The following is a 25,681-nucleotide window of genomic DNA, read 5'->3' as shown; positions in this document are numbered from 1 at the left end:
GTAAAAAGCCATGCTGCTGATCCATTGTCCGTATTGTGAAGAAGAGCGTTCCGAGCTGGAATTCCGCTGGGCGGGGGAGGCGCATATTGTGCGCCCCGAAAACATTGCCGCCATTTCCGACGAGGAATTCGCGGAGTTTTTCTTCATGCGGGACAATGACAAGGGGCTGGTTTTCGAGCGCTGGCGGCACATTCATGGCTGTGGCCGGTTCTTCAATGCGGCCCGTCATTCCGTGACCGACAAGATTCATCTGACCTACAAGGCCGGAGAGCCGAAGCCGGATGAGGGCACTGTTTTAGCATCCAGCGAAGGAGCAGCCCGATGAGCGGCGCTTATCGTATCAAAGGCGCTGGCCGCCTGACGCCTGCTCGCACGGCGCGTTTTACGTTTGATGGCAAGATACACACCGCGCTTCAGGGCGATACGGTTGCCTCCGCGCTGCTGGCCGATGGTGTGCATCTGATCGGGCGCTCGTTTAAATATCACCGCCCGCGTGGATTTCTGTCTGCCGGACCGGAAGAGCCGAATGCGCTGATCGATGTCTCGCGGGATGCCTCTCGCCGTCAGCCCAATGTGCGGGCGACCGTGCAGGAAGTGTTCGATGGGGCCATCGTCTCCTCGCAGAACCGCTTTCCGTCGCTGTCTTTCGACGTTGGCGCAATCAACGATTTCTTCTCGCCGATGTTTGTCGCGGGCTTCTACTACAAGACTTTCATGTGGCCGAAGGCCGCGTGGGACAAGCTGTATGAGCCGATCATTCGCCGTGCAGCAGGTCTTGGTAGCGCGCCGAAGCAGGGCGACACGGACCATTATGCCAGCCGTTATGCCCATTGCGATCTGCTGGTGGCGGGTGGCGGTGTTGCCGGTCTGACGGCAGCGCTTGCTGCGGCGAAAACCGGCGCGAAGGTGATTGTTGCCGATGAAAACGCCGAGGTTGGTGGCGCTTTACGGTTCGATACGGGCGCGACAATCGATGGCGTGAGCGGTTATGCGTGGGCGCAAAAGACGCTGGCTGAACTGAAAGCGCTGCCGAATGTGCAGGTTCTGACGCGAACGACGGTGTTTGGTTATTACAACCATAATTTCATTGGCCTTGCGGAGCGCGTGACCGACCATTTGGCCACACCTGCGCTGCATGAACCGCGTGAGAGACTGTGGCAGGTTCGGGCGAAGAAGGTGGTGCTGGCGACCGGTGCTATCGAGCGGCACATGGTGTTTGCCAACAATGACCGCCCCGGCATTATGCTGGCCTCTGCGGCAAGGACTTATCTCAACCAGTACGGCGTGACGGTGGGCCACAATGTGGCGGTCTACACCGCCCATGATTCCGCTTACGAGACAGCCTTCGACCTGAAGCGGGCAGGGGTTTCGATCGCTGCCATCGTGGATTGCCGCCAGAACCCGGATGTGAAGCTTCTGGATGAGGCGCGGGCTTTGGGCATTGAGGTGCTGGCGGGCCATAGTGTTTACGACACGGCCGGACGTCTGCGCGTGTCTTCCATCACCGTTGGGCGCAATGGCGGGTCTGGAAAACGCAAGATCAAGGTGGATGCGCTGATCGTTTCTGCCGGCTGGACGCCGTCTGTGCATCTGTTCTCGCAATCTCGCGGCAAGCTGAAATATGACACGGAACACCAGCGTTTTCTGCCGGATGTGCATGTGCAGGAGTGCGTGTCCATTGGTGCCTGCAACGGCACGGATGATCTGGCAGACCTGATTGCCGAGGCTGCTGCCGCTGGTGGCGGGACGGTGGACTTTTCCGGCAACAATGCGCTGACGTGGACCGGCGGCATGATTGGCGCTGCGGACGGCGCTGGCGAGGCCGATAGCGTCAAGGCCTTCATCGATTTCCAGCATGATGTTTGCGCCAAGGATATTCGCCTTGCGGTGCGCGAAGGCATGCATTCCATCGAGCATATCAAGCGCTTCACCACCAACGGCATGGCGTCTGACCAGGGCAAGCTTTCCAACATGCACGGCCTTGCCATCGCGGCTGAGGCGTTGAACCGTGACTTGCCGAAAGTGGGCCTGACGACGTTCCGCGCACCCTACACGCCGGTTACGTTCGGCACGCTGGTTGCGCATTCACGCGGGGCGCTGTTCGACCCCGCCCGCAAGACGCCGATGCACGCGCTGGAAGAAGCTGCCGGTGCCTCGTTCGAAGATGTCGGCAACTGGAAACGTGCATGGTTCTACCCGCGTGCCGGCGAAGACATGCACCAGGCCGTGAACCGCGAGTGCAAGACGGTGCGCGAAACTGTGGGCGTCTTCGATGCCTCCACGCTCGGCAAGATCGAGGTTGTGGGGCCGGATGCGGCTAAGTTCCTGAACCTGCTCTATACCAATGCGTGGGACACGCTGAAGCCGGGCCGTTGCCGTTATGGCATCATGACCCGCGAAGATGGCTTCGTTTACGATGACGGCGTGGTGGGGCGTTTGGCGGAAGACCGTTTTCACGTCACGACGACGACCGGCGGTGCGCCGCGCGTGCTGCAACACATGGAAGATTACCTCCAGACCGAGTTCCCGCATCTGAACGTCTGGCTGACATCCGCCACCGAACAATGGGCGGTGATTGCCGTGCAGGGGCCGAAAGCGCGGGAGATTATCGCGCCTCTGGTCGAAGGCATCGATATTTCGCCGGAAGCCTTCCCGCATATGGCTGTGGCCGAGGGCAAGATTTGCGGTGTGCCGACGCGGTTGTTCCGGGTGTCGTTTACGGGCGAACTCGGGTTTGAAATCAACGTGCCTGCCGACTTCGGCCCTGCCGTGTGGAAGGCGATTGCCGAGCGCGCCGAGGCGGTGGGCGGTTGCCTTTATGGCACCGAGACCATGCATATTCTGCGTGCCGAAAAGGGCTATATCATTGTCGGTCAAGACACCGATGGCACGGTAACACCGGACGATGCCGGTCTTGGCTGGGCGGTTTCCAAAAAGAAGACCGACTTTGTTGGCATTCGCGGTTTGCAGCGCCCCGATCTGGTGCGTGAAGGTCGCAAGCAACTTGTCGGGCTTTTGCCGAAAAATCCGCATGACGTGCCGGAAGAGGGCGGGCAGATCGTTGTCGATCCGAACCAGCCCAAGCCCATGACCATGCTCGGCCATGTGACCTCGGCCTATTGGTCGGAAAATCTCGGTCGCTCCATCGCCTTCGGCCTGGTGGCCGGTGGTCGCGCCCGGTTGGGCGAAACGCTTTACATTCCGCTGGCCGACAAGACGATTGCGGTCGAGGTGACGGACATGGTGTTCTTCGACAAGGAAGGAGGCCGCATCAATGGCTGATCTTGCACAGGCAAACCGCACGCTGGTTCTGGATGGCACACGCGGCGGTTCCGCCACCGTCTCCATTAAAATCGCCGCCCCCGCCTTCCGCATCTCGCTGCGCGCCAAGGCCGATGCGGTGGAAGAACTGTCGCAGGCGCTGGATATCAAGCTGCCGCAAAGCCCGAAAAGCTCGGCGACATCAGGCCTGCGCTCCGCACTCTGGCTCGGGCCAGACGAGTGGCTGGTAATCGACCAAGGCGAAAGCAACCTGCTCGACGCCTGCGCCTCCGTATCCGCCATCCATTCGGCAACCGATGTCTCGCACCGCAACGTGGCCATCACCGTTTCCGGCACGGGCGCGGAAGCCACCATCAACGCCGGATGCCCGCAGGATCTGTCCCTTGCCGCGTTTCCGGTCGGTGCCTGCTCCCGCACCATTTTCGGCAAAGCGGAAGTGGTACTGGTGCGGATTGCCGAGGATACATTTCGGGTGGAATGCTGGCGGTCTTTTGCGGATTATGTGTTTGGGCTGTTGGAAGAGGGCGCGCGGGACGCGGGGCAATAATTTTTTCCGTCATTCTGGCTCAGGGCTGGAATGACGGAGTGGGATGTGCGGGCGACGGGGTGGGAGAGCGTGACGCCTCTTACGCCGCCTTCTCCTGCATCCGCATGAAGCCGACCGTGGCAAGCCACAACAACACACCGATGAATAGCAGCACGCCTGCGATGGAGTATTGCACCAGATCGCGCCCCGTCCACGGGCCGACGAGGAAAAAGCAGCTGACCGCGCCGATGATGGGCAGGATGGTGGGGGTGCGGAAATGCTTGTGGGCAACCTTGTCCTTGCGCAGCACCAGAACCGCGACATTGACGATGGTAAAGACACCCAGCAACAGCAGCGCCGTGGTGCCGCCGAGGGCTGGCACACCACCGGCAAAGGCGATGAGGCCGATGGCGATCAGCGATGTAAAGATGATGGCGATATAGGGTGTCTGGCGGCCCTTATGGACCTTTCCGAGCGCCGGGGGAAGCACGCCTTCACGGCTCATGCCGTAAATCAGGCGGCTTGCCATCATCATGTTGATCAGCGCGGAATTGGCAACGGCGAACATGGTGATGATGCCGAAAACGCCGATCGGGAAATTGGGCGCGCCTGCCGCAACCACCTTCAGCAAAGGCGTTTCGCCTTCACCGAGTTCTGCGGCCGGAACCAGCGTGATGGCGGAAATGGCGACGAGAACATAGATGACTCCCGTGATGGCGAGACCGCCCAGCAGCACCTTCGGGAAGATGCGGGAAGGCTGTTTGCACTCTTCGGCCATGTTGACCGAATCCTCAAAGCCGACCATGGCAAAAAAGGCGAGTGTCGTCGCAGCGACGACAGACCAGATAACGCCGTGGTCTCCGGCTGGCTCGAAGGTCCAGACGCGCGATACATCGCCCTGTCCGTTGCCGATGGCCCAGAAACCGATGCCGATGATGATCAGCAGGCCGGTGAGTTCCACCACCGTCAGCACGACATTCATCTTCACGCTTTCGCCGACACCCCGGAAATTGATCAGGGCGATGGCGGCAATGAAGGCGATGGCAACGCCGGTCACGCCAAAGGCTCCGAAATCGAAGCCGGTAACGGTCGTAAAGTTGGCCGCGAATGAGCGTGATGCGGTGGACGCGGATGTGACGCCGGACGACATGACCGTGAAGGCGACGAGGAAGGTGATGAAATGCACACCGAACGCCTTGTGCGTATACAGCGCAGCACCCGCGGCCTTCGGATATTTCGTCACCAGTTCCAGATAACTGCAGGCGGTGAGAAGTGCGACACCGAAGGCGATGAGGAATGGCAGCCAGACAACGCCGCCGACCTCCGCAGCAACTTGCCCGGTGAGGGCATAAATGCCGGTGCCGAGAATATCACCAACGATGAACAAAAGCAGAAGTCCAGGGCCGATGACGCGTTTGAGTTCGGTCTGCGGCTCTGCTGAATTATCGGGTTGAGTCACGGGTGTTGCCATTGAATTTTCCCCCTCAATGCGTGTGATATGCAACGCGGATTAAAGGGACAAGTTCCGATGTGAGAGCGAAAACATTGTGCGCAATGCGTACTGGCGCAAATTCGTGTGACAGAGGACCAGGGATTTCCAGCGGGGATGATTGTTACGCTGGATCAGGCGATAACAGTATTGCCCCTAATCATCCTCCGGCCTGTCTTCCGGGTCGAACTGGCTGATGGTGATCCAGCGGGCGGTGAGGGCCGGTTTTTTTTCGTCTTCGATTTCCACCGTCACGTCATAGGTGTTCATCAGCATCGCGGCACCGCGGAAGCGGGCTTCGGCGAGGGTGAAGTGGCCGCGAATGCGGGCGCCGCTTTTGACGGGTGAGACGAAGTGGAGTTTGTCGAAGCCGTAATTGATGCCCAAGGTCTGCTCGCGGATTTTGGGCAGGGCGCTGTAGTTCATGGCAGACAGCAGCGAAAGCGTCAGGAAACCATGCGCGATGGTGCCGCCGAAGGGGCTTTCGGCTTTGGCGCGTTCCGGGTCGGTGTGAATGAACTGATCATCCAGCGTGGACTTGGCGAAGGCGTCGATCATCGTTTGGTCGACGGTGATCCAGTCCGATACTCCGATCTCGGAGCCGACCAAGTTTTTCACCTCGGCAAGAGAGATTTCTTTGGGCATGGTTCCTCGCGACGAATGGGTGTTTGAACGCGGTCAGGCTTTGAAGCTTACAACTGTGCGCTTAAAGAACAATGACATTTTTGCGGTGCAATATTAGCTCTTTAAATAGAACACCACCGAGCGGGAAGGCAGGTAGGCGGGGTTGCCGAAGTCCGTGCCGATGGCCTGCCATCCTTCTCCGGGCAGGGTGAACGGCACGACATCGCGGCTACGGTTAAACAGAATTGCAAGCGTCACGACGTCATCGGTTTGGCTGTCGCGTGTCTTCACCACCATGGCAAATGGCGTGCCTTCCGGGTTTTCCCATTCACCTGTCGTCATAGGATTTCCGGTGGGTGAAAGCCATTGAACAGCGTCAGACGAGAAGAAGTTCATCTCAGCGAAGACATTGAAGCGTTTGCGCAGCGTTGAGAGAAAGGCGGTGTGATCGATCAGCTCCGGTGACAGGGCTGACCAGTCCACCCAGGTGATGCCATTGTCTTGACAATAGGCATTGTTGTTGCCCTGCTGGCTACGCCCGCCTTCGTCCCCCGCCGTCAGCATGATAACGCCGCGTGTGACGAAGAGTGTGGAGAGCAGGGTTTTGACATCGGCGATCCGCGTGGCGTCAATGGCTGCATTGTCCGTCAAACCCTCAAAGCCGTTGTTCCACGAATGGTTTTCGTTGTGGCCATCGCGGTTTTGCTCGCCGTTGGCTTCATTGTGTTTGTATTCGTGGGACACCGTATCGAACAGGGTGAAGCCATCATGGGCGGCGAGGAAATTGACGCTGCGGGTCGCTGTTCGGTTGTGACGCGAGAAGATCGGCGATGAGCCGGCCAGCGCATCGGCCAGCGCGCCGGTGGTGGAGGCATCGCCGCGCCAATAACGACGCAGATCATCGCGGGCGCGGTCGTTCCATTCGAGGAAGTTGTCCGGGAAATTGCCGAGCTGATAACCGCCGGGACCGATATCCCAAGGTTCGGCGATGAGGACGCGGTCATGCAGCAGCGGGTCGGTTTGCATTGCGGTCAGTGTTTCGCTGGCACTATCGAAACCTTGTGCGGTGCGGCCCAGAACGGGCGCGAGATCGAAGCGGAAACCGTCTATGCCCGCGTGAGCGACGAAATGGCGCAACGTATCCAGCACCAGTTGGCGCACCTGTGGGTGGTCACAGGCAACCGTGTTGCCGGTGCCGGTATCGTTGACCAGCGTGCCGGAATCGTCGGCCAAATGGCGGAAATAGGTAAGGTTATCCAGCCCGCGCAGCGACAGTGTGGAGCCGAAGCGGTCGCTTTCGCCGGTGTGGTTGAACACGAGGTCGAGGATGACGCCGATGCCATTGTCGTGGAGGGTCGCTACCGTGTCTCGCAGCTCCTTCACACCGCCGGGGCACAGGCGCGGGTCAAGCGCCATAAAGCCGACGGGGTTGTAACCCCAGCCATTGGTGAGGCCAAGCGGCGGCAGGTGGCGCTCATCGATCCATGCGGTAATCGGCATCAGTTCTATCGCATCGACACCGATTTTTTTGAGGTGGGCTAATATGGCAGGGTGGGCGAGGGCGGCAACCGTTCCCCTGATCGCTTCGGGCACATCTGGATGAAGGATGGTGAACGGCTTGACGGCAACCTCGTAGATCAGCCCGCCTGATGTAAAGAGAGGTGGCTGGCGCTTCACCGGCTCGTAATGTGAGACGATACTTTTGGGCATCATGTCTGCGGTGTCGGCGCCGAAAGTGAACTGCGCAGGATTGTGCTGGAAGGCCCGGTCGATTTCCGTGGCGTAGGGGTCCAGCAGCAGTTTTGACGGGTCGAACCACAGGCCGCGCTCAGGTGCGTAAACACCGTGGGCGCGAAAGGCGTATCGCGTGCCGATCGGCGCATTTGTGGTGACGCGGTGGACGTCATCGTCGCTGCGCTGCATGGGCAGGCGGGCGGTTTCGGTTTTGCCGGTGGCGTCGAAAAGGCAGAGGTCGATCTGCGAGGCATGGTGCGAATAGACGGAAAATTCCGTTCCGTTTTCCGTGAGGGTGGGGCCTTGGTGGAAAACGGTGGGGTGCATGGGGTTTGCTCTTGGTTTGAGGTTTTTGGGTGGGGCTTACCCCCCTCTGTCCTGCCGGACATCTCCCCCTCAAGGGGGGAGATCGAATCGTGGTAACCTCTCGGCCATCTTGAATGCTGTATATGAAGCGCTGCCAGAGCGCTTGGCCGATCTCCCCCCTTGAGGGGGAGATGCCCGGCAGGGCAGAGGGGGGTAAACCCCACCCGCGACCCTGAAGTTACGTAATAACCGTCGGCGCATCACGCCCCGTGTGCTTCTTGATCCCCGCAATCGTGTCCGCAACGGCAATCAGATCCGCCAGTGCTTCCTGCGTATCGATGGTGTGACGTGCCGCATCTGGCTCATAACGCTCGACATAAAGCCGCAACGTTGCGCCCGCCGTGCCGGTGCCGGAGAGGCGGATGACGATACGGGAGCCGCCTTCGAAGAGGATGCGGATGCCCTGATTTTTGCTGACGGATTGATCGACCGGATCGAGATAGGCGAAGTCGTCCGCAGCCTTGACCTTCAACGCGCCGTAGCTGGTGCCGGGAAGGGTGGCGAGCTTTTCGCGCAGGATGCTGACCAGCGTGTTGGCGGCGTCGCTGTCGACCTCTTCGTAATCGTGGCGTGAATAATAGTTGCGGCCATATTCGGCCCAATGTTTCGTGACGATGTCCTTGACGCTTTCCTTGCGGCTCGCGACGATGTTCAGCCAGAAGAGCACGGCCCAGAGGCCGTCTTTTTCACGGACGTGGTTGGAGCCGGTGCCAAAGCTCTCTTCGCCGCAGACGGTGACTTTGCCTGCGTCCAGAAGATTGCCGAAGAACTTCCAGCCGGTGGGCGTCTCATACATGCCGATTCCGAGCTTTTCGGCCACGCGGTCAGCGGCGGCACTGGTTGGCATGGAGCGGGCGATGCCGGAAATGCCAGCCGCATAACCCGGCGCGAGCGTTGCATTGGCGGCGATGATGGCAAGGCTGTCGGAGGGGGTGACGAACATACCCTTGCCGACCACCATGTTGCGGTCGCCGTCGCCATCGGACGCGGCACCGAAATCCGGGCCAGCCGCGCTCATCACATCGTCATACATGTCCTTGGCATGGACAAGATTCGGGTCCGGGTGGTGGCCGCCGAAATCCGGCAGGGGAACGGAATTGCGCACCGACCCGGCTGGCGCGCCAAGGCGTTTTTCGATGATTTCGACGGCATAGGGGCCGGTGACGGCGCTCATGCTATCGACCACGACCTTGAAGCCGCCCGCGATCAGGTTGCGGATGGCGGCGAAATCGAACAGTTCTTCCATCAGCGTAGCGTAATCGGCAACCGGGTCGATAACATCCACCGCCATGCCAGCCACATCGAAAGTGCCGATGGTATCGAGATCGATATCGGCAACATCGGCGATGCGATAGGTTTCAATCGACTTGGTGCGGTCGAAAATAGCGTCGGTGATTTTCTCCGGTGCGGGGCCGCCATTGCCGATGTTGTATTTGATGCCGAAGTCTTCGTTCGGGCCACCGGGGTTGTGGCTGGCCGACAGAACGATGCCGCCGAACGCCTTGTATTTGCGGATGATGTTGGAGGCGGCGGGTGTGGAAAGAATGCCGCCCTGACCGACCAGAACCTTGCCGAAGCCAGCGGCTGCTGCCATTTTGATGACCTTTTGAATGACTTCGCGGTTGTAATAACGGCCATCGCCGCCCACCACCAAAGCCTGTCCGGCAAACCCTTCCAGACTATCGAAAATCGACTGGATGAAGTTTTCGGCGTAGTTTTCCTGTGCGAAAACCGGCACCTTCTTGCGCAGGCCTGAAGTGCCCGGCTTCTGGTCCTGAAACGGTTTTGTCTGGACAGTATTGATGGTCATTTATTGGCCTTTCGAAATAAGTTGGGCGTAGAGCGCGGCATAAAGGCCTGCGCTTTTTTCCCAGGAAACGTCCGATTTCATGCCCTGCTTCTGCATCTGCGTCCACAGTTTCGGTTCGTCATAATAGCGCACGGTACGGCGAATGGCTTGCCGCAAACCGTCTGCGGTGATGGAAGAAAACTGCACGCCGGTGGCCACCTTGGCAGCAATTGCCGCATGGTTGGCATCGATGACCGTATCGTTCAGCCCGCCATTGCGCGCAACAACGGGGATACAGCCATAACGAAGGGCGTAAAGCTGGGTCAGGCCGCATGGCTCGAAGCGGGACGGAATGATAATGGCATCGCTGCCCGCCTGCATGAGATGCGACAGCGGTTCGTTATAGCCGATGGCGACGCCAACGCGGCCCGGATGGCGGGATGCGGCGGCGAGAAGCGCGCCTTCCAGCGCAATTTCACCAGCGCCCAGCACGACCAGCCTTGCGCCTGCGGCAACGATATCGTCCACCACCTCGGCCACAAGGTCGATGCCCTTTTGCCATGTGAGGCGGGAGATGATGCAAAACAGCGGGCCACTATCATGCTCTATACGGAAATGGCTGGCGACAGCCGCTTTGCTGAGCGCACGCGCCTTGAGGTTGGCGGCGGAATAATTGTCATGGATGAGATGGTCGGTGGCGGGGTTCCACACATCCGCATCGATGCCATTGACGATGCCGTGCATCACATGGGCGCGGTCGCGCATGACACCATCCAGCCCCATGCCGAATTCCGGCGTCAAGATTTCCTCGGCGTAGGACGGGCTGACGGTGCTGATGGCGGTCGCCGTTTGCACGCCGCCTTTCAGGAAACTGATATCGTTATAATATTCAATGCTTTCGGTAGCGAAAGCGTGGGCAGGCAGGCGCAACTCGCTGAAAATATTCGCGCCGAACTGGCCCTGAAAAGCGATATTATGGACGGTCAGAATGCTCGGAATTTCCGGCGTTTCCGCATAACGCATGTAGACCGGGGCCATCGCGGCTTGCCAATCATGCGCGTGCAAAAGGTCTGGCTGCCAGCCCGGTAATTTGCCAGCGGCGATCTCTGCGGCGGCAAGGGACAGGGCTGCAAAACGCTTCCAGTTATCGGCAAAATCCTTGCCGGTCGAATCCAGATAGGGACCGGCCGGGCGGTCGAAAAAAGCGGGCGCATCGAGGATCAAAAGGTCGAGACCTTCGTGGTGCGCTTCGAGAATATCGGCATGTTCGCCCAGCAGATCGGAGAATTCGCCGATTTTCACCGCATCCTGGACGGCGGCTTTGACTGCCGGGTAGCCGGGAATAAGTGTGCGGGTGTTGACGCCATAAGCTTTGAGCGCGATGGGAAGCGCGCCGGCAACATCGGCGAGCCCCCCGGTTTTGATGAGTGGATAGACTTCGGATGCAACCGAAAGAACATTCATGAGCACTACAGGTCCAGCTTGTCGATCATCGATTGGGTTATCAGGCAAATACCGCTGTCAGTGCGGCGGAAGCGCTTTGCATCCAGTTCATGGTCTTCGCCAACAATCAGCCCCTCTGGAATGACAACACCGTGGTCGATCACCACATTGCTAAGCTGGGCGTGGCGACCGATTTTCACACTCGGCAGCACTACGGCATTCTCAAGGCGGGAATAGGAATTGGCGCGAACACCTGTGAACAACAGGCTGCGATTGAGCGACGCACCGGAGATGATGCAGTCACCCGCCACGACCGACGACGTTGCCGAGCCACGACGATTTTCATCGTCATGCACAAATTTGGCAGGGGGCAGAATTTCCGCATAGGTCCAGATCGGCCAGGATTTGTCATAGATATCGAGATCGGGAACAATGTCTGTCAGGTCGATATTGGCCTGCCAATAGGCATCGATCGTACCCACGTCGCGCCAGTAGGGGCCGTGTTCGAAATCGGAACGCACGCAGCTATCGGCGAAGCGATGCGCGACGGCTTTGCCGTTTTTGACGATATGAGGAATGATATCCTTGCCGAAATCGCGGCTGGAATTGGGGTCGCTGGCATCGCGGCGCAGGCAATCCATCAGGAATTTCGTGTGGAACACGTAAATGCCCATGGAGGCGAGCGCAAAGTCCTCATTGCCAGGAATGCCAGGCGGATTGGCGGGTTTTTCGATGAAATCGATGATGCGATCTTTGTCATCGACGTGCATGACGCCGAACCCGACGGCTTCCATGCGCGGCACTTCAAGGCAGCCGATGGTGACGTCTGCACCCGAATCCACATGCTGTTGTAGCATGTATTCATAGTCCATCTTGTAGATATGGTCGCCTGCCAGGATGACCATATATTCGGGGCCGTGGGACTCGATGATGTCGATGTTCTGATAAACGGCGTCGGCGGTGCCTTCATACCACTGTGTCTCCGACACACGCTGGGAAGCGGGCAGAATGTCGAAGCTTTCGTTGCGTTCCGGGCGGAAAAAGTCCCAGCCACGCTGAAGGTGGCGGATGAGCGAGTGCGCCTTGTATTGGGTGGCAACACCAATGCGGCGAATGCCGGAATTGAGAGCATTCGACAGAGCAAAATCGATGATACGTGCTTTGCCGCCAAAATAAACGGCTGGTTTTGCGCGCCGATCTGTCAGCTCTTTCAGGCGGCTGCCGCGCCCGCCCGCGAGGACATAGGCCATTGCATCACGCGCCAGAGGCTGAATTCTTTTTTCACTCATTGGTATCCTCCCATGAAATTCCCGTATGGTATCTTGTTCTATGCTTTAGTTTTCGAGTTCCAGCATTATGACGGCCAGCGGCGGAAGCGTCAGCGTTGCGCCGATGGTGCCACCCGCATCCACGGCTTGCACCCGCCCGCCATTGCCCTTGCCGCTGCCCCCATAAATCTCGGCGTCCGTATTCAGCACTTCGCGCCAGCGACCTGCCGTGGGCAGTGGCACGTAAAAGTTCTCCCGATACACCGGCGTCAGATTGGAGATGACGGCAACCGGCTTTTCGCCCGGTGCGAGACGCAACCATGCGAAGACGGAGTTTTCATGGTCGTCCGCGCTCAGCCACTGGAAGCCTTCCGGCTCACAATCACGGGCGTGCAGTGCAGCTTTTGACCGATAGGTGAAGTTGAGATCGCGCACGAGGCGGCGCATTCCCTCATGCATGTTGTATTGCAGCAGGTTCCAGTCGAGCGGGCTTTTTTCACTCCACTCGCTCCACTGCGCAAATTCCTGCCCCATGAACAGCAGCTTCTTGCCCGGATATCCCCACATGAAGGCGTAATAGGCGCGCAGATTGGCAAATTTCTGCCAGTCGTCACCCGGCATTTTGGCAATCATCGAGCCCTTGCCGTGAACCACTTCATCGTGAGAAATCGGCAGCACGAAGTTTTCGCTGAAGGCATAAAGCAGGCCGAAGCTCAGTTCCTGATGGTGGAATTTGCGATGCACCGGCTCCCGCGAAAAATAGCTCAGCGTGTCATGCATGAAGCCCATGTTCCACTTGAAACCAAAGCCCAGACCGCCCTCGTGCACCGGCTGGGAGACCTTGGGCCATGAGGTGGATTCCTCGGCAATCGTCATCACGCCGGGGTGGTTGCCATAGATCAGCGTGTTCATCTGCTGAAGGAAACGCACCGATTCAAGATTTTCGCGCCCGCCATATTCGTTGGCGACCCATTCGCCCTCCTTGCGGGAATAATCGAGGTACAGCATGGACGCGACGGCATCGACGCGCAGGCCGTCGAGGTGGAATTTCTCGGCCCAATACAGTGCATTGTTGATGAGGTAGGACATGACTTCGACACGCCCGAAATTGTAGATCGCGGTGTTCCAGTCCGGGTGGAAACCCTGACGCGGATCGGCGTGTTCGTAAAGGGCCGTGCCATCGAACTCACGAAGGCCATGCGCGTCCGTCGGGAAGTGGGCAGGTACCCAGTCCAGAATGACGCCGATGCCGATCTTGTGTGCGCCATTGACGAAACGGGCAAACCCTTCCGGCTCTCCGAAACGCGCGGTTGGTGCGTAAAGGCCCGTGGTTTGATAGCCCCATGATGGATCATAGGGGTGTTCGGTGATCGGCATGAACTCGATATGGGTAAAGCCCATATCGGCACAGTAAGGAATAAGCCTTGCTGCCAATTCGTCCCATGTCAGCAGCGCGCCGTTTTCGCCATGCTGCCACGAGGATGCGTGCACTTCGTATATGCTGATCGGCTGGCGGCGCTGGTCGATGCTGGCCCAGTGTTCCCGGTGCGTCTGGTCGCTCCATTGCTGGACAAGTTCAGGCGTGGTGATGGACGCATTTTTTGGCCGCAGCTCGGCACGGCGGGCATAAGGATCGGCTTTGAGCGGCAACAACTCGCCATGCGGGCCGATAATCTCGAATTTATAGGCGCGTCCGGCGTTTACATCCGGTGCGAAGATTTCCCAGATGCCGGTGTCCTTGCGGAAGCGCATGACGTGGCGGCGGCCATCCCAATTGTTGAAATCACCCACCACCGAAACACGCCGGGCATTGGGTGCCCATACGGCGAAATGAAAACCGTCCACGCCTTCCAGCTTCAACGGGTGCGCGCCCATCTTGTCGAACAGGCGCAGGTGCGAACCCTCGCGGACGTAATAATCATCCATGGGGCCGAGAACCGGACCGAAGCTGTACGGATCTGTGACGGCCCATTCCGCATCGTCGCGCACGGCGCGGTAGCGGATCGGCTGGCGTTTGGAAAGCTGGACCGGGCCTTCGAAAAAACCATCCTCGTCGGTGCAGGTCAGTTCACCGGCAATCGTGCCATCAAGCTTGATGACTGTGACAGCTTCCGCGCCGGGAATGAAACACCGGGCGACAAAACCGTCCGGTGTCTGATGCACGCCGAGTACGGCGAAGGGGTTGGAATGCAAACCGCTCTTTATTGCCTCGATTTCAGCCTTTGCTGTTGCGCCAGTCTTTTTCTCTTCGGCAGAATTGAGCGGTTTTTTCATTAGGCTCTCCAGATTTCGGTTGCATATTGCCGGATCGTCCGGTCGGACGAGAACCAGCCCATGCGTGCCGTATTGCGCACGGTTTTTTCGTACCAGCTCGTTGGTTCGCTCCAGATGGCATCGACGTCACGCTGGGCTTGCGCGTAGGCATCGAAGTCCGCAGCAACCATGAACCAGTCATTGTTGTAGATGCCGTCCATCAGGGCCGAGAAACGCGACCTGTCATCCGGCGAGAAGACGCCTGATGCAATGGACGACAGCGCCTGTGAAAGCTCAACCGAGCTTTCGATGATGGCGCGGGGATTGTGACCTTCAGCACGGGCCTGCGACACTTCGGCGGCTGTTTTGCCGAAAATGACGATGTTTTCCTTGCCCAGATGCTCAAGCATTTCGACGTTTGCACCATCCAGCGTGCCTATCGTCAGCGCGCCGTTCAGGCCGAATTTCATGTTGCCGGTGCCGGATGCTTCCATGCCCGCCGTTGAAATCTGTTCAGACAGGTCGGCTGCCGGAACCATGATTTCCGCAAGGGACACGTTGTAGTTGGGAATGAACACCACCTTCAGAAGTCCGCGCACCGCCGGGTCGTTGTTGATGACGCGCGCGATATCATTGGCAAGCTTAATGATAAGCTTGGCGTTGTGATAACTCGGCGCTGCCTTGCCAGCAAAGAACTTAACGCGCGGCACCCAGTCCAGTTCCGGGTGGGAACGGATTTGGTCGTAAAGGGCGACCGTCTCGATGAGGTTGAGGAGCTGTCGCTTGTATTCGTGAATGCGTTTGATCTGAATGTCGAACATGGCCGATGGATCGACACGGATGCCCATGCGCTGCGCGACGGTTTGGGCCAGACGCACCTTGTTCAGCCTTTTGATTTCGGCGAATTTTTCGCGGAAACCGGCGTCTTCCGCAAAACGGTCCAGCGCGATCAGCTTTTCCGCATCATCCAGGAAGTCATCGCCGATGGCTTCACGAATGAGGCCGGTGAGGCCGGGGTTGCACTGCATCAGCCAGCGGCGCGGCGTAATGCCGTTGGTCTTGTTGTTGATGCGGTCCGGATAGAGCGTGTGAAGCTCGGAAAACACCGTTTCCTTCATCAACTCGGTATGAAGCGCCGACACGCCGTTGATGGAGTGCGAGCCGATGAAGGCGAGGTTGCCCATACGCACGCGGCGTTCGCCACCTTCTTCGATCAGCGAAACGGAGCGGATCTGTTGATCCGCCATCTTCTTTTCCTTGCGGGCGAAAAGAAGCGTGTTGGCGTTGATCGCATAGATGATCTGCATGTGGCGCGGCAACACGCGCTCCAGCAACGGCACCGGCCAGCTTTCCAGCGCTTCGGGCAGAAGTGTGTGGTTGGTGTAGGAGAACGTGCCGCGGGTGATGGCCCAGGCCTCATCGAATTCCAGACCGTGCACATCGCACAGAAGACGCATCATCTCGGCGATGGAAATGGCCGGATGGGTGTCGTTTAGCTGGATGGCGACCTTCTCAGGCAGGCTCGTGAAGTCAGGATATTGCTGCAAATGGCGGCGCAGAATGTCCTGAAGCGAGGCCGACGAGAAGAAAAACTCCTGCCGCAGCCGCAGTTCCTGACCTGCCGGATTGGCGTCGGCAGGGTAAAGCACGCGGGTCAGCGCTTCTGCCTTGTTGCTTTCACGCAGTGCACCGATGTGATCGCCCGCGTTGAACGCGTCGAGCAGGATCGGGTCGATCGGCTGGGCAGACCACAGGCGCAGCGTGTTGACGCGGGTGCCGCGCCAGCCGACAACCGGGGTATCCACCGCCATGGCGATGACGCGCTCGGCGGGTTTCCAGACGAAACGCTGGGGTTCTTCATAACCGCCGATGGTTTCCACCGAGCCGCCATAACCGATCTCATAGGAGCTTTCGCGACGCTCGAATTCCCACGGATTGCCATGGGCCAGCCATGTCTCTGGCAATTCCACCTGCCAGCCATCGGCCATCTGCTGGCGGAACAGGCCGTGCACGTAACGAATGCCGTAACCGTAGGCCGGAATATCGACCGTTGCCATGGATTCCATGAAGCAGGCGGCAAGACGGCCAAGACCACCATTGCCCAGCGCCGCATCCGGTTCCAGCGCGGAGATGACGTCCAGCTCGACACCCAGCGATGTCAACGCATCCTTGATCTCGCTGAGCAAGCCGAGGTTGGAGATGGCATCGCGCATCAGGCGACCGATCAGAAACTCCAGCGACAGATAATAAACGCGCTTGGAATCGTGCTGGTAGGCCTTGCGGGTAGACTCCATCCACTTGTCGATGATGCGGTCTCTGACGACCAGAATAGTGGCTGTCAGCCAGTCGTGCGGTTTGGCAACCTTCACGTCCTTGCCGATGCGGTAGGTCAGTCTTTCGATGATTTCATTGGCAAGGACTTCCGGGTCTGAACTGCGCGGGGCGGGACGGGGAAGATCGTTGGTGGCGAGTTTGTTGATCATTGGTCGGTCAGCACCTTGATGGGAGGAGGGAGCCTGAGTCTGTCGATCCGTCATGTTGTGTCGAATGCGATTTATGCATCGTTCACAGGCTCTTGCAACAGAGGATTTTCGGTAGACGAGAATGATTTAACCGTTTGAATCCGCCATCTGCTCCGGCCCAAAACGCAAAAAACCGCAAGAACCTTGCGGCTCTCGCGGCTTGCTGATGCATTTGGCCTGGTGTCAGTTCGTTACACGGCTCATCTCGCTGGACGCTTTTTTGGCAATGTCGCCAAAAGCCGCCACGATCTGCTCCATATTTTCCGGCGCGTAGTAGTTCTCAGCGCTTGTCGCGCAGGCCTGAAGCAGTGATTTGCCCTTGTCCGGCGCCATGAAAGCAATGGTGAAAATTCTGATGTCGTCGGCCTTGGCCTTGGTGCAGGTTGCACGCACCTGCGCGTCGATGGTGGCGTTCCAAGCTGCGCTGGCCCCGGTCATTTCGCCATCCGTCATCAGCACGATATAACGTTGAAAAGAGCTGTTCTTCTTTTCGGCTTGCGCTTTGCTTTCGGTGGTATTGCTCTGCTTTAGCGCGTCATAGGCGACGTTGAGCGCAGCATTCGCATTGGTGCCGCCTTCCGGAAATTGCGGAATGGCCTGGACATAGGTGTTTGCCTTCTTTGTGCCCCAGTCCAACGTCTGCGCAGAAAAGCTGGCATCATTATAGGCTACGGCGCCGGTGCGAACCATGTCGGATTCCGGCAGCCCGCTTGCTTTGTAGGTGGGATCGGATTTGTTGAGCGTATCCACCAGATAGCTCACGGCCGTTTTCAGCGACGTGCTTTTGTTGACGTAACAAGGGCTTGACGTCACCTTGGCCTGCGTCTGGCCCCAGTTGCTGGCGGTGTAGTTCGGGCAGGATGTTTTGCTCTTGTCGATGGTATCGGTCTTGAAGGACATGGAACCGGATCGGTCCAGCACCAGATACATCGACATCGCAGCGCCCTTGTTGAAGCTGCTTTCAGACGTACTGGTTGCGGAGAGCGTGATCGACTTTGCCCCTACCAGTCCAAGCAAGGGGTTGAGGGGCATATTGTAGGACACGGTTGTCGCAATCTGGAAGGACTTGCCCTTGGAGGTGTCACTGCGCGTTGCGACCGTGCCGATATTTGCCAGAATATCTTTTTTCTCATCCTCGGTCATCGCCTGCATGAATTCTGCATTGCTGAGGAAGTTTCTGGTTTCGGTGATCAGTTCGGCGTCGCTTTTTTTGCCCTCGGATATGCGAAACGACGTCGCTGCTGCCAAAGTCCCGGAATCCGCAATATTTTGCAGATCATGTTTGACCTGCATGGCCTTTGTGAGTTCCAGACCGGCGCCTGCAAAACCCATCAGCAATGGCAAAGTTATCGCTGTCATCAACGCGAAGTTTCCCCTGCGGTCGGCGAGGAAAGAGCGGATTGTCGTGTTATGTTCAGCACCGTTGAACATCATGTCCACCTATACAATTGGATCCTGATGCCGAGGTCTATCGTTGGGTAATGTAGATTTCCCTAACGTTACGTGAGCAAATTTAAGGAGTGCTCAAAATGGGACAGAATTCACCGGTCAAACTGGCCCATGCGTCATCGTGATACGCAATATGACCGTCTTTGGCACGGTTCAGGTTTTGACGGGGATGACATCGACGGCCTGGGTAATCTGCTGGTCACCGTAGCTCTTCAAAACACCGATGACCGGGGCTATGTCGGCATAGTCGCGTCCATAACCGACAACGATGTGGTCGCTGCCCGCAATAATGTCATTGGTGGGGTCGAGTTCGATATAGCCGGTGGCCTCGCCGCACCACACGCGCACCCATGCGTGCATGGCGTCTGCACCTTCCAGCCTTTCCTTGCCGGCGGGCGGAATGGTGCGCAGAAAGCCACTGACATACCCTGCCGGAATGCCGAGGCTGCGCAGTGCCGAAATCATGATATGCGAGAAATCCTGACAGACGCCGCGCTTCAGCTTGAAGGCCTCCGCCGGTGTGGTGTCCACCGTGGTGGCTTCGCTGTCATACTTGAAATCTGTGTAGATGCGTTTGCAGAGCGCAAGGGCGATTTCGCGGATCGTCATGCCCGGTTTGATCGTCTCACGGGCGTAAGACGCAATCGCGGCATTTTCGCCGATGCGCGGGCTGGCGCCCGCGAAATGGTGCGGTGATTGTGCGTCCAGCGACCAGACGCTGGCCAGTTCCGCTGGCAGTTTCGACAGCTGCGGCGAGAAATCTGCCGTGATCGACGGGCCTTCCACCGAGACGCGGGCCTGCATACGGATATCCAGCTTGTCATGCGGCGCGCGCAGAAACACAGACGTCGCACTTTGCTGGAAGAAATCGTTAAACGCTGTCCGCTGTTCCGGTGAGGGGGACACGTCAAGCGTCCCGGCAATCAGTCTCTGTCTGCCGGGTATGGACAGCGGCATGATGCGGATGATGTGGCGTGCGCCAGATGCCAGCGTGTCATAGAGATAACCCATGTGCAGCGAAAGGTCGTAGAGCATGTGTTATCCGAGGTATGTCTGAGCAAGAACGTCCGAAAGATGTTCCAGATCCTGTTCCAACTGCCGGAAGACGGCGGGGGAGAGGTTTTCCGGTGTCATCACGGCAAGGCCGGAATGAACGCGCATCGCCTCGCGGTAAAAGGGTGACATCTGGCCGTTGACGAAGGCATTGGGCAGTTGCTCCACCTCGGTGCGGATTTCATTGAGCTGGAACAGAATGGAACGCGGGTTGAGCGGATCAAGACCCAGAAGGTCCATGACAGTAAGCCCTGCGGTGTTCACATTGTAGCGGCGGCGGTGGGTCATGACGCTATCGCCGATTTCCAGCAGCATGTCATAAGAACCATCCGGCGCGTCCGGGCCGCTCATATGGCCGAGAAGGCGGGTGAGATGCAGCCCGCGTTCCAGATAACGGCCCACGGCCAGGAAACGCCAGCCGGTGAAGCGGTACATGTTTTCATGCACCAGACCGGCAAAGCCCGCCAGCTTGCGCAGCAGAATTGTCATGGCGTGGGTGGCATCGTCACCTGCGGCAACCTTGCTCTGGAAACGGCGGGCGGTTTTGGCGAGATCATTCAATGCCAGCCAGCCATCCGGCGAAAAGCGGTCGCGGATGTTGCTGGCGGAATAGATGGCGCTGTTCAGGTTGGCAATCAGGCTGGATGGAACGGCTTCTTCGACGTCGATATCGACGGTTTCGAGATACTTCGTCACATGCGCCAGAAGCGGCTGTTTCGGATCGGCGGATTCGGCGTAACGGGCGTGCCATGCGCGCAGGATGCGCAATGCGCCTTCGGCCCGTTCGATATAGCGGCCCAGCCAGAACAGATTGTCCGCTGCGCGGCTGGGCAGACTGCCCGGCATGTTGCGGATGAAGTTTTCTTCCGCAGGCAAAAGCGTGGTGCGTTCCACCGGCTTGCTGCTGACGATCCACACATCGGCAGCACTGCCGCCCGCCTGCATGGCAATGGCCGCCGTGTCGTTGCTGCGGCCGATGCGGGCAAAGCCGCCGGGCATGACCTGCCAGCCATCTTGGGTACGGGCCGCAAAGACGCGCAGGCTCATGGGGCGCGGCACCAGCTTGCCGTCTACATAGGCAGGCGTGGTGGACAGCGTCACGACCTCTTGGCCCACCAGCTTGTTGCCATCGCTGGCAAGCCAGTCGCCGATGGAATCCTTGGCTGTTTCGCGCAGCGACGAACCGAGCACGGACTGGCCGTTATCATCAAAGAACGGCAGGCGCGAATAGGCGGGGCCGATGACCATGCGCTCGATGTTGCGCGCCACATGCTCCCGCTCGGACGGCTGGCCGCACCACCATGTGGCGATGGACGGCATGGCCAAATCTTCGCCCAGCAGATGACGGCAGATGGCGGGCATGAAGGCCAACAGCGCGCGGGTTTCCAGAATGCCGGACCCCAGTGCGTTGACGATGCTGAGCGAACCGGAGCGCAGCGCCTGGACCATGCCGGGCGTGCCGATATGGGAGTTCTGATCCAGCTCCAGCGGGTCGGCGTAGGACGCATCCAGACGCCGCCACAACACGCCGATAGGCTTGAGGCCCGCGACCGTGCGCACCATGACGCGGTTGTTTACGACAGTCAGGTCTTCGCCTTGCAGCAGCATGAAGCCGAGGTAACGGGCGATATAGGCGTGTTCGAAATAGGTTTCGCTGGCCGGTCCGGGTGTCAGAACAGCGATGCGATCATCCGGGTGCTGGCGGTGCGATTGCAATGTATCGCGAAACGCGCCGAAGAAGGAGGCGAGGCGGTGGACATGGGCTTCGGCATAGATATCTGAAAAAGCGCGGGTGGTTGCCACGCGGTTTTCCAGCGCAAACCCGGCACCCGAAGGAGCCTGCGTGCGGTCTGCCAGCACCCACCAGTTGCCATCTGGTCCACGGCCAATTTCGAAGGAACAGAAATGCAGGTAATGGCCATCTGCGGGTTTTACGCCCGCCAGCGGACGCAGATATTCCGGGTTGGAAGCGAGCAGGGAAGGTGGAACATAACCTTCCTGCACCAGCCGGTTTTCACCGTAAAAATCCGAAACGATCATTTCCAGCAGGTTTGCCCGCTGGATCAGACCTTTTGAAACCGCTTCCCATTCCTTCTCGTCGATCAGGACAGGAATGTGGGAAATCGGCCAGTTGCGCTCAGTGTTCCCCTGCGCACTGTAATCCCGGTAAAAAACGCCAGCATCGCGCAGATAACGGTCGGTGCGGGAGAAACGCTCGTGCAATTCCCGTTCGCCCATGCGCTCCAGCGCCTTGACGAAAGGCTGCCAGACCGGGCGAATGCGACCGTTGATGTCCAGCATTTCATCGGCAATTCCGGGCATGGAGCGATAACCCAGCATGGAGCCCATGCCGGTTTTCTCGTGCGTCCGTTCCATTGCCGGTGCCTTAGCCAATTCACACTCCCTGCGGGCGTCTCAAATCCAGCGTCAGCGGAAATTCCGGCGATGCTGTTTCCGGCCACAAGGTGTAGTGACCGGCCGTATGTCCCCATGGCTCGAATCGCGCCAGCCGCCGGGCTTCCGCTTCGTTTCCATTGACGGGGAAAGTCTCATAGGTGCGACCGCCCGGATGAGCAACATGATAGATGCAGCCGCCGATCGATCGGTTCGACCATGTATCATATATGTCGAAGGTTAGCGGTGTGTTCACCGGCAATGCAGGGTGCAGTCCCTGTGACGGTTGCCACGCCTTGAAACGAACGCCGGCAACCGAAACGCCGGACTCGTCCGTCTGTTTCAGCGGCACGGCGCGCCCGTTGCAGGCCACGGTATAACGGGATGGATTGGAGGTTTCCAGCCGCACCTGCAAACGCTCGACCGAGGAATCCACATATCGTACGGTGCCGCCAATCGCACCCTGTTCACCCATCACATGCCATGGTTCCAGCGCCTGACGAAGCTCCAGCTTCGAGCCTTCATATTCCACCTGTCCGAAGAAGGGGAAACGGAACTCCAGTTGGGCAGCAAACCATTCCGGTTTCACGTCGAAGCCGTTTTCTTTCAGGTCTGCCAGCACATCGAGGAAATCGGCCCAGATGTAGTGCGGCAGCATGAAGCGGTCGGCCAGCGCCGTGCCCCAGCGCACGAATTTGCCGCCCACCGGGTTTTTCCAGAACCGGGCGATAATGGCGCGGACCAGCAATTGCTGCGCCAGCGACATGCGCGCATTTGGCGGCATTTCAAAGCCACGGAACTCCACCAAGCCAAGGCGCCCGGTCGGGCCATCCGGGGAGAACAGCTTGTCGATGCAGATTTCAGAGCGGTGAGTGTTGCCGGTCACGTCCGTTAACAGGTTGCGGAACAGGCGGTCCACCAGCCAAGGCAGCGGTGCGCTGCCTTCACCCGGCATCGGCACCTGCGCCATGGCGATTTCCAGCTCGTACATGCTGTCATGACGCGCTTCATCTATGCGCGGTGCCTGACTTGTCGGGCCGATGAACAGGCCGGAAAACATGTAGGACAGGGACGGGTGGCGCTGCCAGTGCAGGACGAGGCTTTTCAGCAGATCGGGACGGCGCAGGAACGGGCTGTCATTGGGGTTTGCCCCGCCCACCACCACATGGTTGCCACCGCCGGTGCCGGTGTGGCGACCATCGATCATGAATTTATCGGCACCCAGCCGCGTCTGGCGGGCGTCTTCATACACCGAGGTGGTGATGTCGACGCAGTCTTTCCAGCTTGCGGCGGGGTGAATGTTGACTTCGATGACCCCCGGGTCCGGTGCCACGCGAATGACATTCATGCGCTCGTCATGCGGCGGGGTATAGCCTTCGATGTGAATAGGCAGACCGAGATCGGTCGCGGCTTTTTCAGCGGCGGCGATGAGGTCGAGATAGTCCTCGATGCGTTCCACGGGCGGCATGAAGACGCAGAGGCGTCCATCCCGCGCCTCGACCGACAGGGCGGTGCGGACTTCACCGTGGATATCGCTGATCGACTGCTCGATGCGTTCCTGCGTGGCGCTTTCGCTGGCCTGAAACGACGCTTCCGGCAGCGCTCTTGCCGTGGGCGCAACGGCATCGGGCAGTGCGCCACGGGGCACCGAAGGGTCCGCCGGGTGGATATAGGGGAATTTCGAGGGCGGGAGATGAGGCAGGGTGCCGAGCGGGATGCGATAACCGACTGGGCTATCGCCCGGCACGAGGAAGATGCGGCCGCGCCGGGTCTTCCATTTTTCGCTCATCCAGCGCTTTTCGGAGGTTGCCTTCGCATTCCAAGCCTGCACGGGCAGAATATAGCCGGTGGGCGTTGTCAGGCCGCGCTCGAAAACGCGGGCGATGCGGTTGCGCTCTTCCGGGTCTTTCAGCTTGGAATTCGATGGATCGACATTCTCCGGCAGATTGCCTTCCTTGATCAGCCATTCCGCCGGGTCTTCGAAAGCGGGCAGCACCAGTTCCGGTGCAATCTCCAGATTGGAAGCGATGTTGGTCAGCAGTTTTTCGGCATCTTCCGAAGTGACGCCGGTGTCGATGCCTTCGCGTGCGACCAGATCAGGATTGTGCCAGACCGATTGCCCGTCCTTGCGCCAGTAGAGCGAGAACGTCCAGCGTGGCAGGCTTTCGCCGGGATACCATTTGCCCTGACCATAATGCAGGAAACCATTGGGAGCGAAGCGCTCCCGCAGTTTACGGATCAGCACATCGGCCTTCTCGCGCTTGGTCGGACCAACGGCATCGGTGTTCCATTCCCCCGCTTCGAAGTCATCGATCGACACGAAGGTCGGTTCACCGCCCATGGTCAGGCGCACGTCCTGTTCCGCCAGAACCTTGTCCACCTGTTCGCCGAGCGCATTCAGGCGATCCCAGCTTTCGTCGGAAAAAGGCTTGGTGATGCGCGGGTGCTCGGCCACGCGCGTGACCTTCATATCGAAGGCAAATTCCGTGTTGGCCTCACCATAATATCCGCCGGAAATAGGCGCGGCATTGCTGTAATGCGGTGTCGCAGACAGCGGAACATGGCTCTCGCCGGTCAAAAGCCCAGACGTCGGATCAAGCCCGACCCAGCCGGCGCCGGGCAGATAAACCTCTGCCCATGCGTGCAGGTCGGTGAAATCCACCTCCGTACCGGAAGGGCCGTCCAAGGCTTTCAGGTCCGGTGCCAGCTGGATCAAATAACCGGAAACGAAGCGGGCGGCAAAACCCAGATGGCGCAGAATTTGTATCAGCAACCAGCTGGTGTCACGGCAAGAGCCCTTGGCGGATGCCAGCGTTTCCTCCGGTGTTTGCACACCGGTTTCCATGCGAATGACATAGCCGATTTCGCTTTGCAGACGGGCATTGAGGCCCACCACCATATCCACGGTCGGCTGGCCTTGTGTCTTGTCGATGGTTTGCAGAAGTGCGGTCAGCAGCGGCCCGGTTTGCTCAGGCGTTCTATAGATCGAAAGGTCGTCTTTCAGCGTTTCTGGATACTCGAAAGGCCAATAGGTTGCGCTTTCCTCGACGAAGAAATCGAACGGATTATAAACCGTCATATCCGCGACGAGATCGACCTCTATCCTGAACTCGGTGACGGGGTCTGGAAAAACATAACGCGCCAGAAAATTGCCGTAGGGGTCTTGCTGCAAATTGACGAAGTGGTTTGCGGGCGAAACCTTCAACGAATGGCTGATGACATGGGTGCGAGAGTGTGGCGCAGGCTTCAGTCTGATGATCTGCGGTCCAAGGCGGATCGGTCTGTCGTATTTATAATGCGTCAGATGATAGATGCTTGCTTTGATTGACATGCGTGCCCTTGCCCGGTTTTCCGGTTTGCGCGGATATTTCCGCCCCTCTTTAATTGCTTGGATTTTGTGCAATGCACGCGAATAAAGCAAGGAACATTTCAAATGCTTTCCGCATTCGAGCAAATGGTGTTTTTCCGGGTTTGACGCCGCCTGTGGAC

15 protein-coding genes are annotated in these 25,681 nt (G+C 58.7%); 3 read left to right on the top strand and 12 right to left on the bottom strand.

All coding sequences use genetic code 11. The features are described 5' to 3' along the window. Positions 1-10: 10 nt before the first annotated feature. Genes RMR16_RS11165 through RMR16_RS11155 form a run of 3 tightly spaced genes read left to right on the top strand, consistent with a single transcriptional unit; the run spans position 11 to position 3,829 of the window. Positions 11-325, top strand: a complete 315-nt coding sequence (locus tag RMR16_RS11165) for a sarcosine oxidase subunit delta (RefSeq protein ID WP_320198162.1) — start codon at positions 11-13, stop codon at positions 323-325. Further along, on the top strand, positions 322-3,282 hold the full coding sequence (locus RMR16_RS11160; RefSeq protein ID WP_320198163.1) for a sarcosine oxidase subunit alpha: 2,961 nt from the start codon (positions 322-324) through the stop codon (positions 3,280-3,282). The genes RMR16_RS11165 and RMR16_RS11160 overlap by 4 nt, the downstream gene beginning before the upstream one ends. Next, complete coding sequence (locus RMR16_RS11155; protein WP_320198164.1) at positions 3,275-3,829, top strand: sarcosine oxidase subunit gamma; 555 nt, start codon at positions 3,275-3,277, stop codon at positions 3,827-3,829. Before RMR16_RS11160 ends, RMR16_RS11155 begins: the two co-directional genes overlap by 8 nt. 79 nt (positions 3,830-3,908) lie before the next feature. Here RMR16_RS11155 and RMR16_RS11150 read toward each other — a convergent pair whose 3' ends face one another. The 12 genes from RMR16_RS11150 to RMR16_RS11095 form a co-directional block, all read right to left on the bottom strand. Then, positions 3,909-5,279 (bottom strand): APC family permease, encoded by a 1,371-nt coding sequence (locus RMR16_RS11150; RefSeq protein WP_320198165.1) that lies wholly within the window; start codon positions 5,277-5,279, stop codon positions 3,909-3,911. 174 nt (positions 5,280-5,453) lie between these two features. Continuing rightward, positions 5,454-5,942 (bottom strand): MaoC family dehydratase, encoded by a 489-nt coding sequence (locus tag RMR16_RS11145; protein ID WP_320198166.1) that lies wholly within the window; start codon positions 5,940-5,942, stop codon positions 5,454-5,456. Between the two features lie 93 nt (positions 5,943-6,035). Beyond that, the gene (glgX, locus tag RMR16_RS11140) at positions 6,036-7,982 is read right to left on the bottom strand and encodes a glycogen debranching protein GlgX (RefSeq protein ID WP_320198167.1); all 1,947 of its coding nucleotides are present in this window, start codon (positions 7,980-7,982) and stop codon (positions 6,036-6,038) included. A 217-nt stretch (positions 7,983-8,199) separates the two neighbouring features. Then, a complete protein-coding gene (locus RMR16_RS11135) occupies positions 8,200-9,831 on the bottom strand; it encodes an alpha-D-glucose phosphate-specific phosphoglucomutase (RefSeq protein ID WP_320198168.1) in 1,632 nt (543 codons plus the stop codon). Beyond that, the gene (gene glgA, locus RMR16_RS11130) at positions 9,832-11,274 is read right to left on the bottom strand and encodes a glycogen synthase GlgA (protein WP_320198169.1); all 1,443 of its coding nucleotides are present in this window, start codon (positions 11,272-11,274) and stop codon (positions 9,832-9,834) included. It abuts the gene before it with no gap. Positions 11,275-11,279: 5 nt separating this feature from the next. Further along, entirely contained in the window at positions 11,280-12,542 is a 1,263-nt protein-coding gene (glgC, locus tag RMR16_RS11125; RefSeq protein ID WP_320198170.1) for a glucose-1-phosphate adenylyltransferase, read from the bottom strand. 45 nt (positions 12,543-12,587) lie between these two features. After that, a complete protein-coding gene (gene glgB / locus RMR16_RS11120; protein WP_320198171.1) occupies positions 12,588-14,795 on the bottom strand; it encodes a 1,4-alpha-glucan branching protein GlgB in 2,208 nt (735 codons plus the stop codon). Then, on the bottom strand, positions 14,795-17,257 hold the full coding sequence (locus RMR16_RS11115; RefSeq protein WP_320198172.1) for a glycogen/starch/alpha-glucan phosphorylase: 2,463 nt from the start codon (positions 17,255-17,257) through the stop codon (positions 14,795-14,797). Before RMR16_RS11115 ends, glgB begins: the two co-directional genes overlap by 1 nt. Before the next feature lie 222 nt (positions 17,258-17,479). Continuing rightward, complete coding sequence (locus RMR16_RS11110; protein ID WP_432353597.1) at positions 17,480-18,655, bottom strand: vWA domain-containing protein; 1,176 nt, start codon at positions 18,653-18,655, stop codon at positions 17,480-17,482. 243 nt (positions 18,656-18,898) lie between these two features. Continuing rightward, the gene (locus RMR16_RS11105; RefSeq protein WP_320198174.1) at positions 18,899-19,780 is read right to left on the bottom strand and encodes a transglutaminase family protein; all 882 of its coding nucleotides are present in this window, start codon (positions 19,778-19,780) and stop codon (positions 18,899-18,901) included. Positions 19,781-19,783: 3 nt separating this feature from the next. Then, complete coding sequence (locus RMR16_RS11100) at positions 19,784-22,192, bottom strand: circularly permuted type 2 ATP-grasp protein (RefSeq protein ID WP_413785951.1); 2,409 nt, start codon at positions 22,190-22,192, stop codon at positions 19,784-19,786. 1 nt (position 22,193) lies between these two features. After that, on the bottom strand, positions 22,194-25,523 hold the full coding sequence (locus RMR16_RS11095; RefSeq protein WP_320198175.1) for a DUF2126 domain-containing protein: 3,330 nt from the start codon (positions 25,521-25,523) through the stop codon (positions 22,194-22,196). Positions 25,524-25,681 lie beyond the last annotated feature (158 nt).

Origin of the sequence: Agrobacterium sp. rho-13.3, from assembly GCF_033957765.2 — a bacterium.
In the GTDB taxonomy this organism is placed as follows: Bacteria; Pseudomonadota; Alphaproteobacteria; order Rhizobiales; family Rhizobiaceae; genus Agrobacterium.
The sequence above is the reverse complement of the archived record's forward strand: the minus strand, read 5'-3'. Positions and strand labels throughout refer to the sequence as shown.

Bases quoted from the DNA above. Each gene is read 5' to 3' on its own strand.
- glgX (WP_320198167.1), bottom strand. From the start codon at position 7,982: ATGCACCCCACCGTTTTCCACCAAGGCCCCACCCTCACGGAAAACGGA.
- glgA (WP_320198169.1), bottom strand. From the start codon at position 11,274: ATGAATGTTCTTTCGGTTGCATCCGAAGTCTATCCACTCATCAAAACC.
- RMR16_RS11150 (WP_320198165.1), bottom strand. From the start codon at position 5,279: ATGGCAACACCCGTGACTCAACCCGATAATTCAGCAGAGCCGCAGACC.
- RMR16_RS11095 (WP_320198175.1), bottom strand. From the start codon at position 25,523: ATGTCAATCAAAGCAAGCATCTATCATCTGACGCATTATAAATACGAC.
- RMR16_RS11160 (WP_320198163.1), top strand. From the start codon at position 322: ATGAGCGGCGCTTATCGTATCAAAGGCGCTGGCCGCCTGACGCCTGCT.
- RMR16_RS11135 (WP_320198168.1), bottom strand. From the start codon at position 9,831: ATGACCATCAATACTGTCCAGACAAAACCGTTTCAGGACCAGAAGCCG.
- RMR16_RS11155 (WP_320198164.1), top strand. From the start codon at position 3,275: ATGGCTGATCTTGCACAGGCAAACCGCACGCTGGTTCTGGATGGCACA.
- glgB (WP_320198171.1), bottom strand. From the start codon at position 14,795: ATGAAAAAACCGCTCAATTCTGCCGAAGAGAAAAAGACTGGCGCAACA.
- glgC (WP_320198170.1), bottom strand. From the start codon at position 12,542: ATGAGTGAAAAAAGAATTCAGCCTCTGGCGCGTGATGCAATGGCCTAT.
- RMR16_RS11110 (WP_432353597.1), bottom strand. From the start codon at position 18,655: ATGACAGCGATAACTTTGCCATTGCTGATGGGTTTTGCAGGCGCCGGT.
- RMR16_RS11105 (WP_320198174.1), bottom strand. From the start codon at position 19,780: ATGCTCTACGACCTTTCGCTGCACATGGGTTATCTCTATGACACGCTG.
- RMR16_RS11145 (WP_320198166.1), bottom strand. From the start codon at position 5,942: ATGCCCAAAGAAATCTCTCTTGCCGAGGTGAAAAACTTGGTCGGCTCC.
- RMR16_RS11115 (WP_320198172.1), bottom strand. From the start codon at position 17,257: ATGATCAACAAACTCGCCACCAACGATCTTCCCCGTCCCGCCCCGCGC.
- RMR16_RS11165 (WP_320198162.1), top strand. From the start codon at position 11: ATGCTGCTGATCCATTGTCCGTATTGTGAAGAAGAGCGTTCCGAGCTG.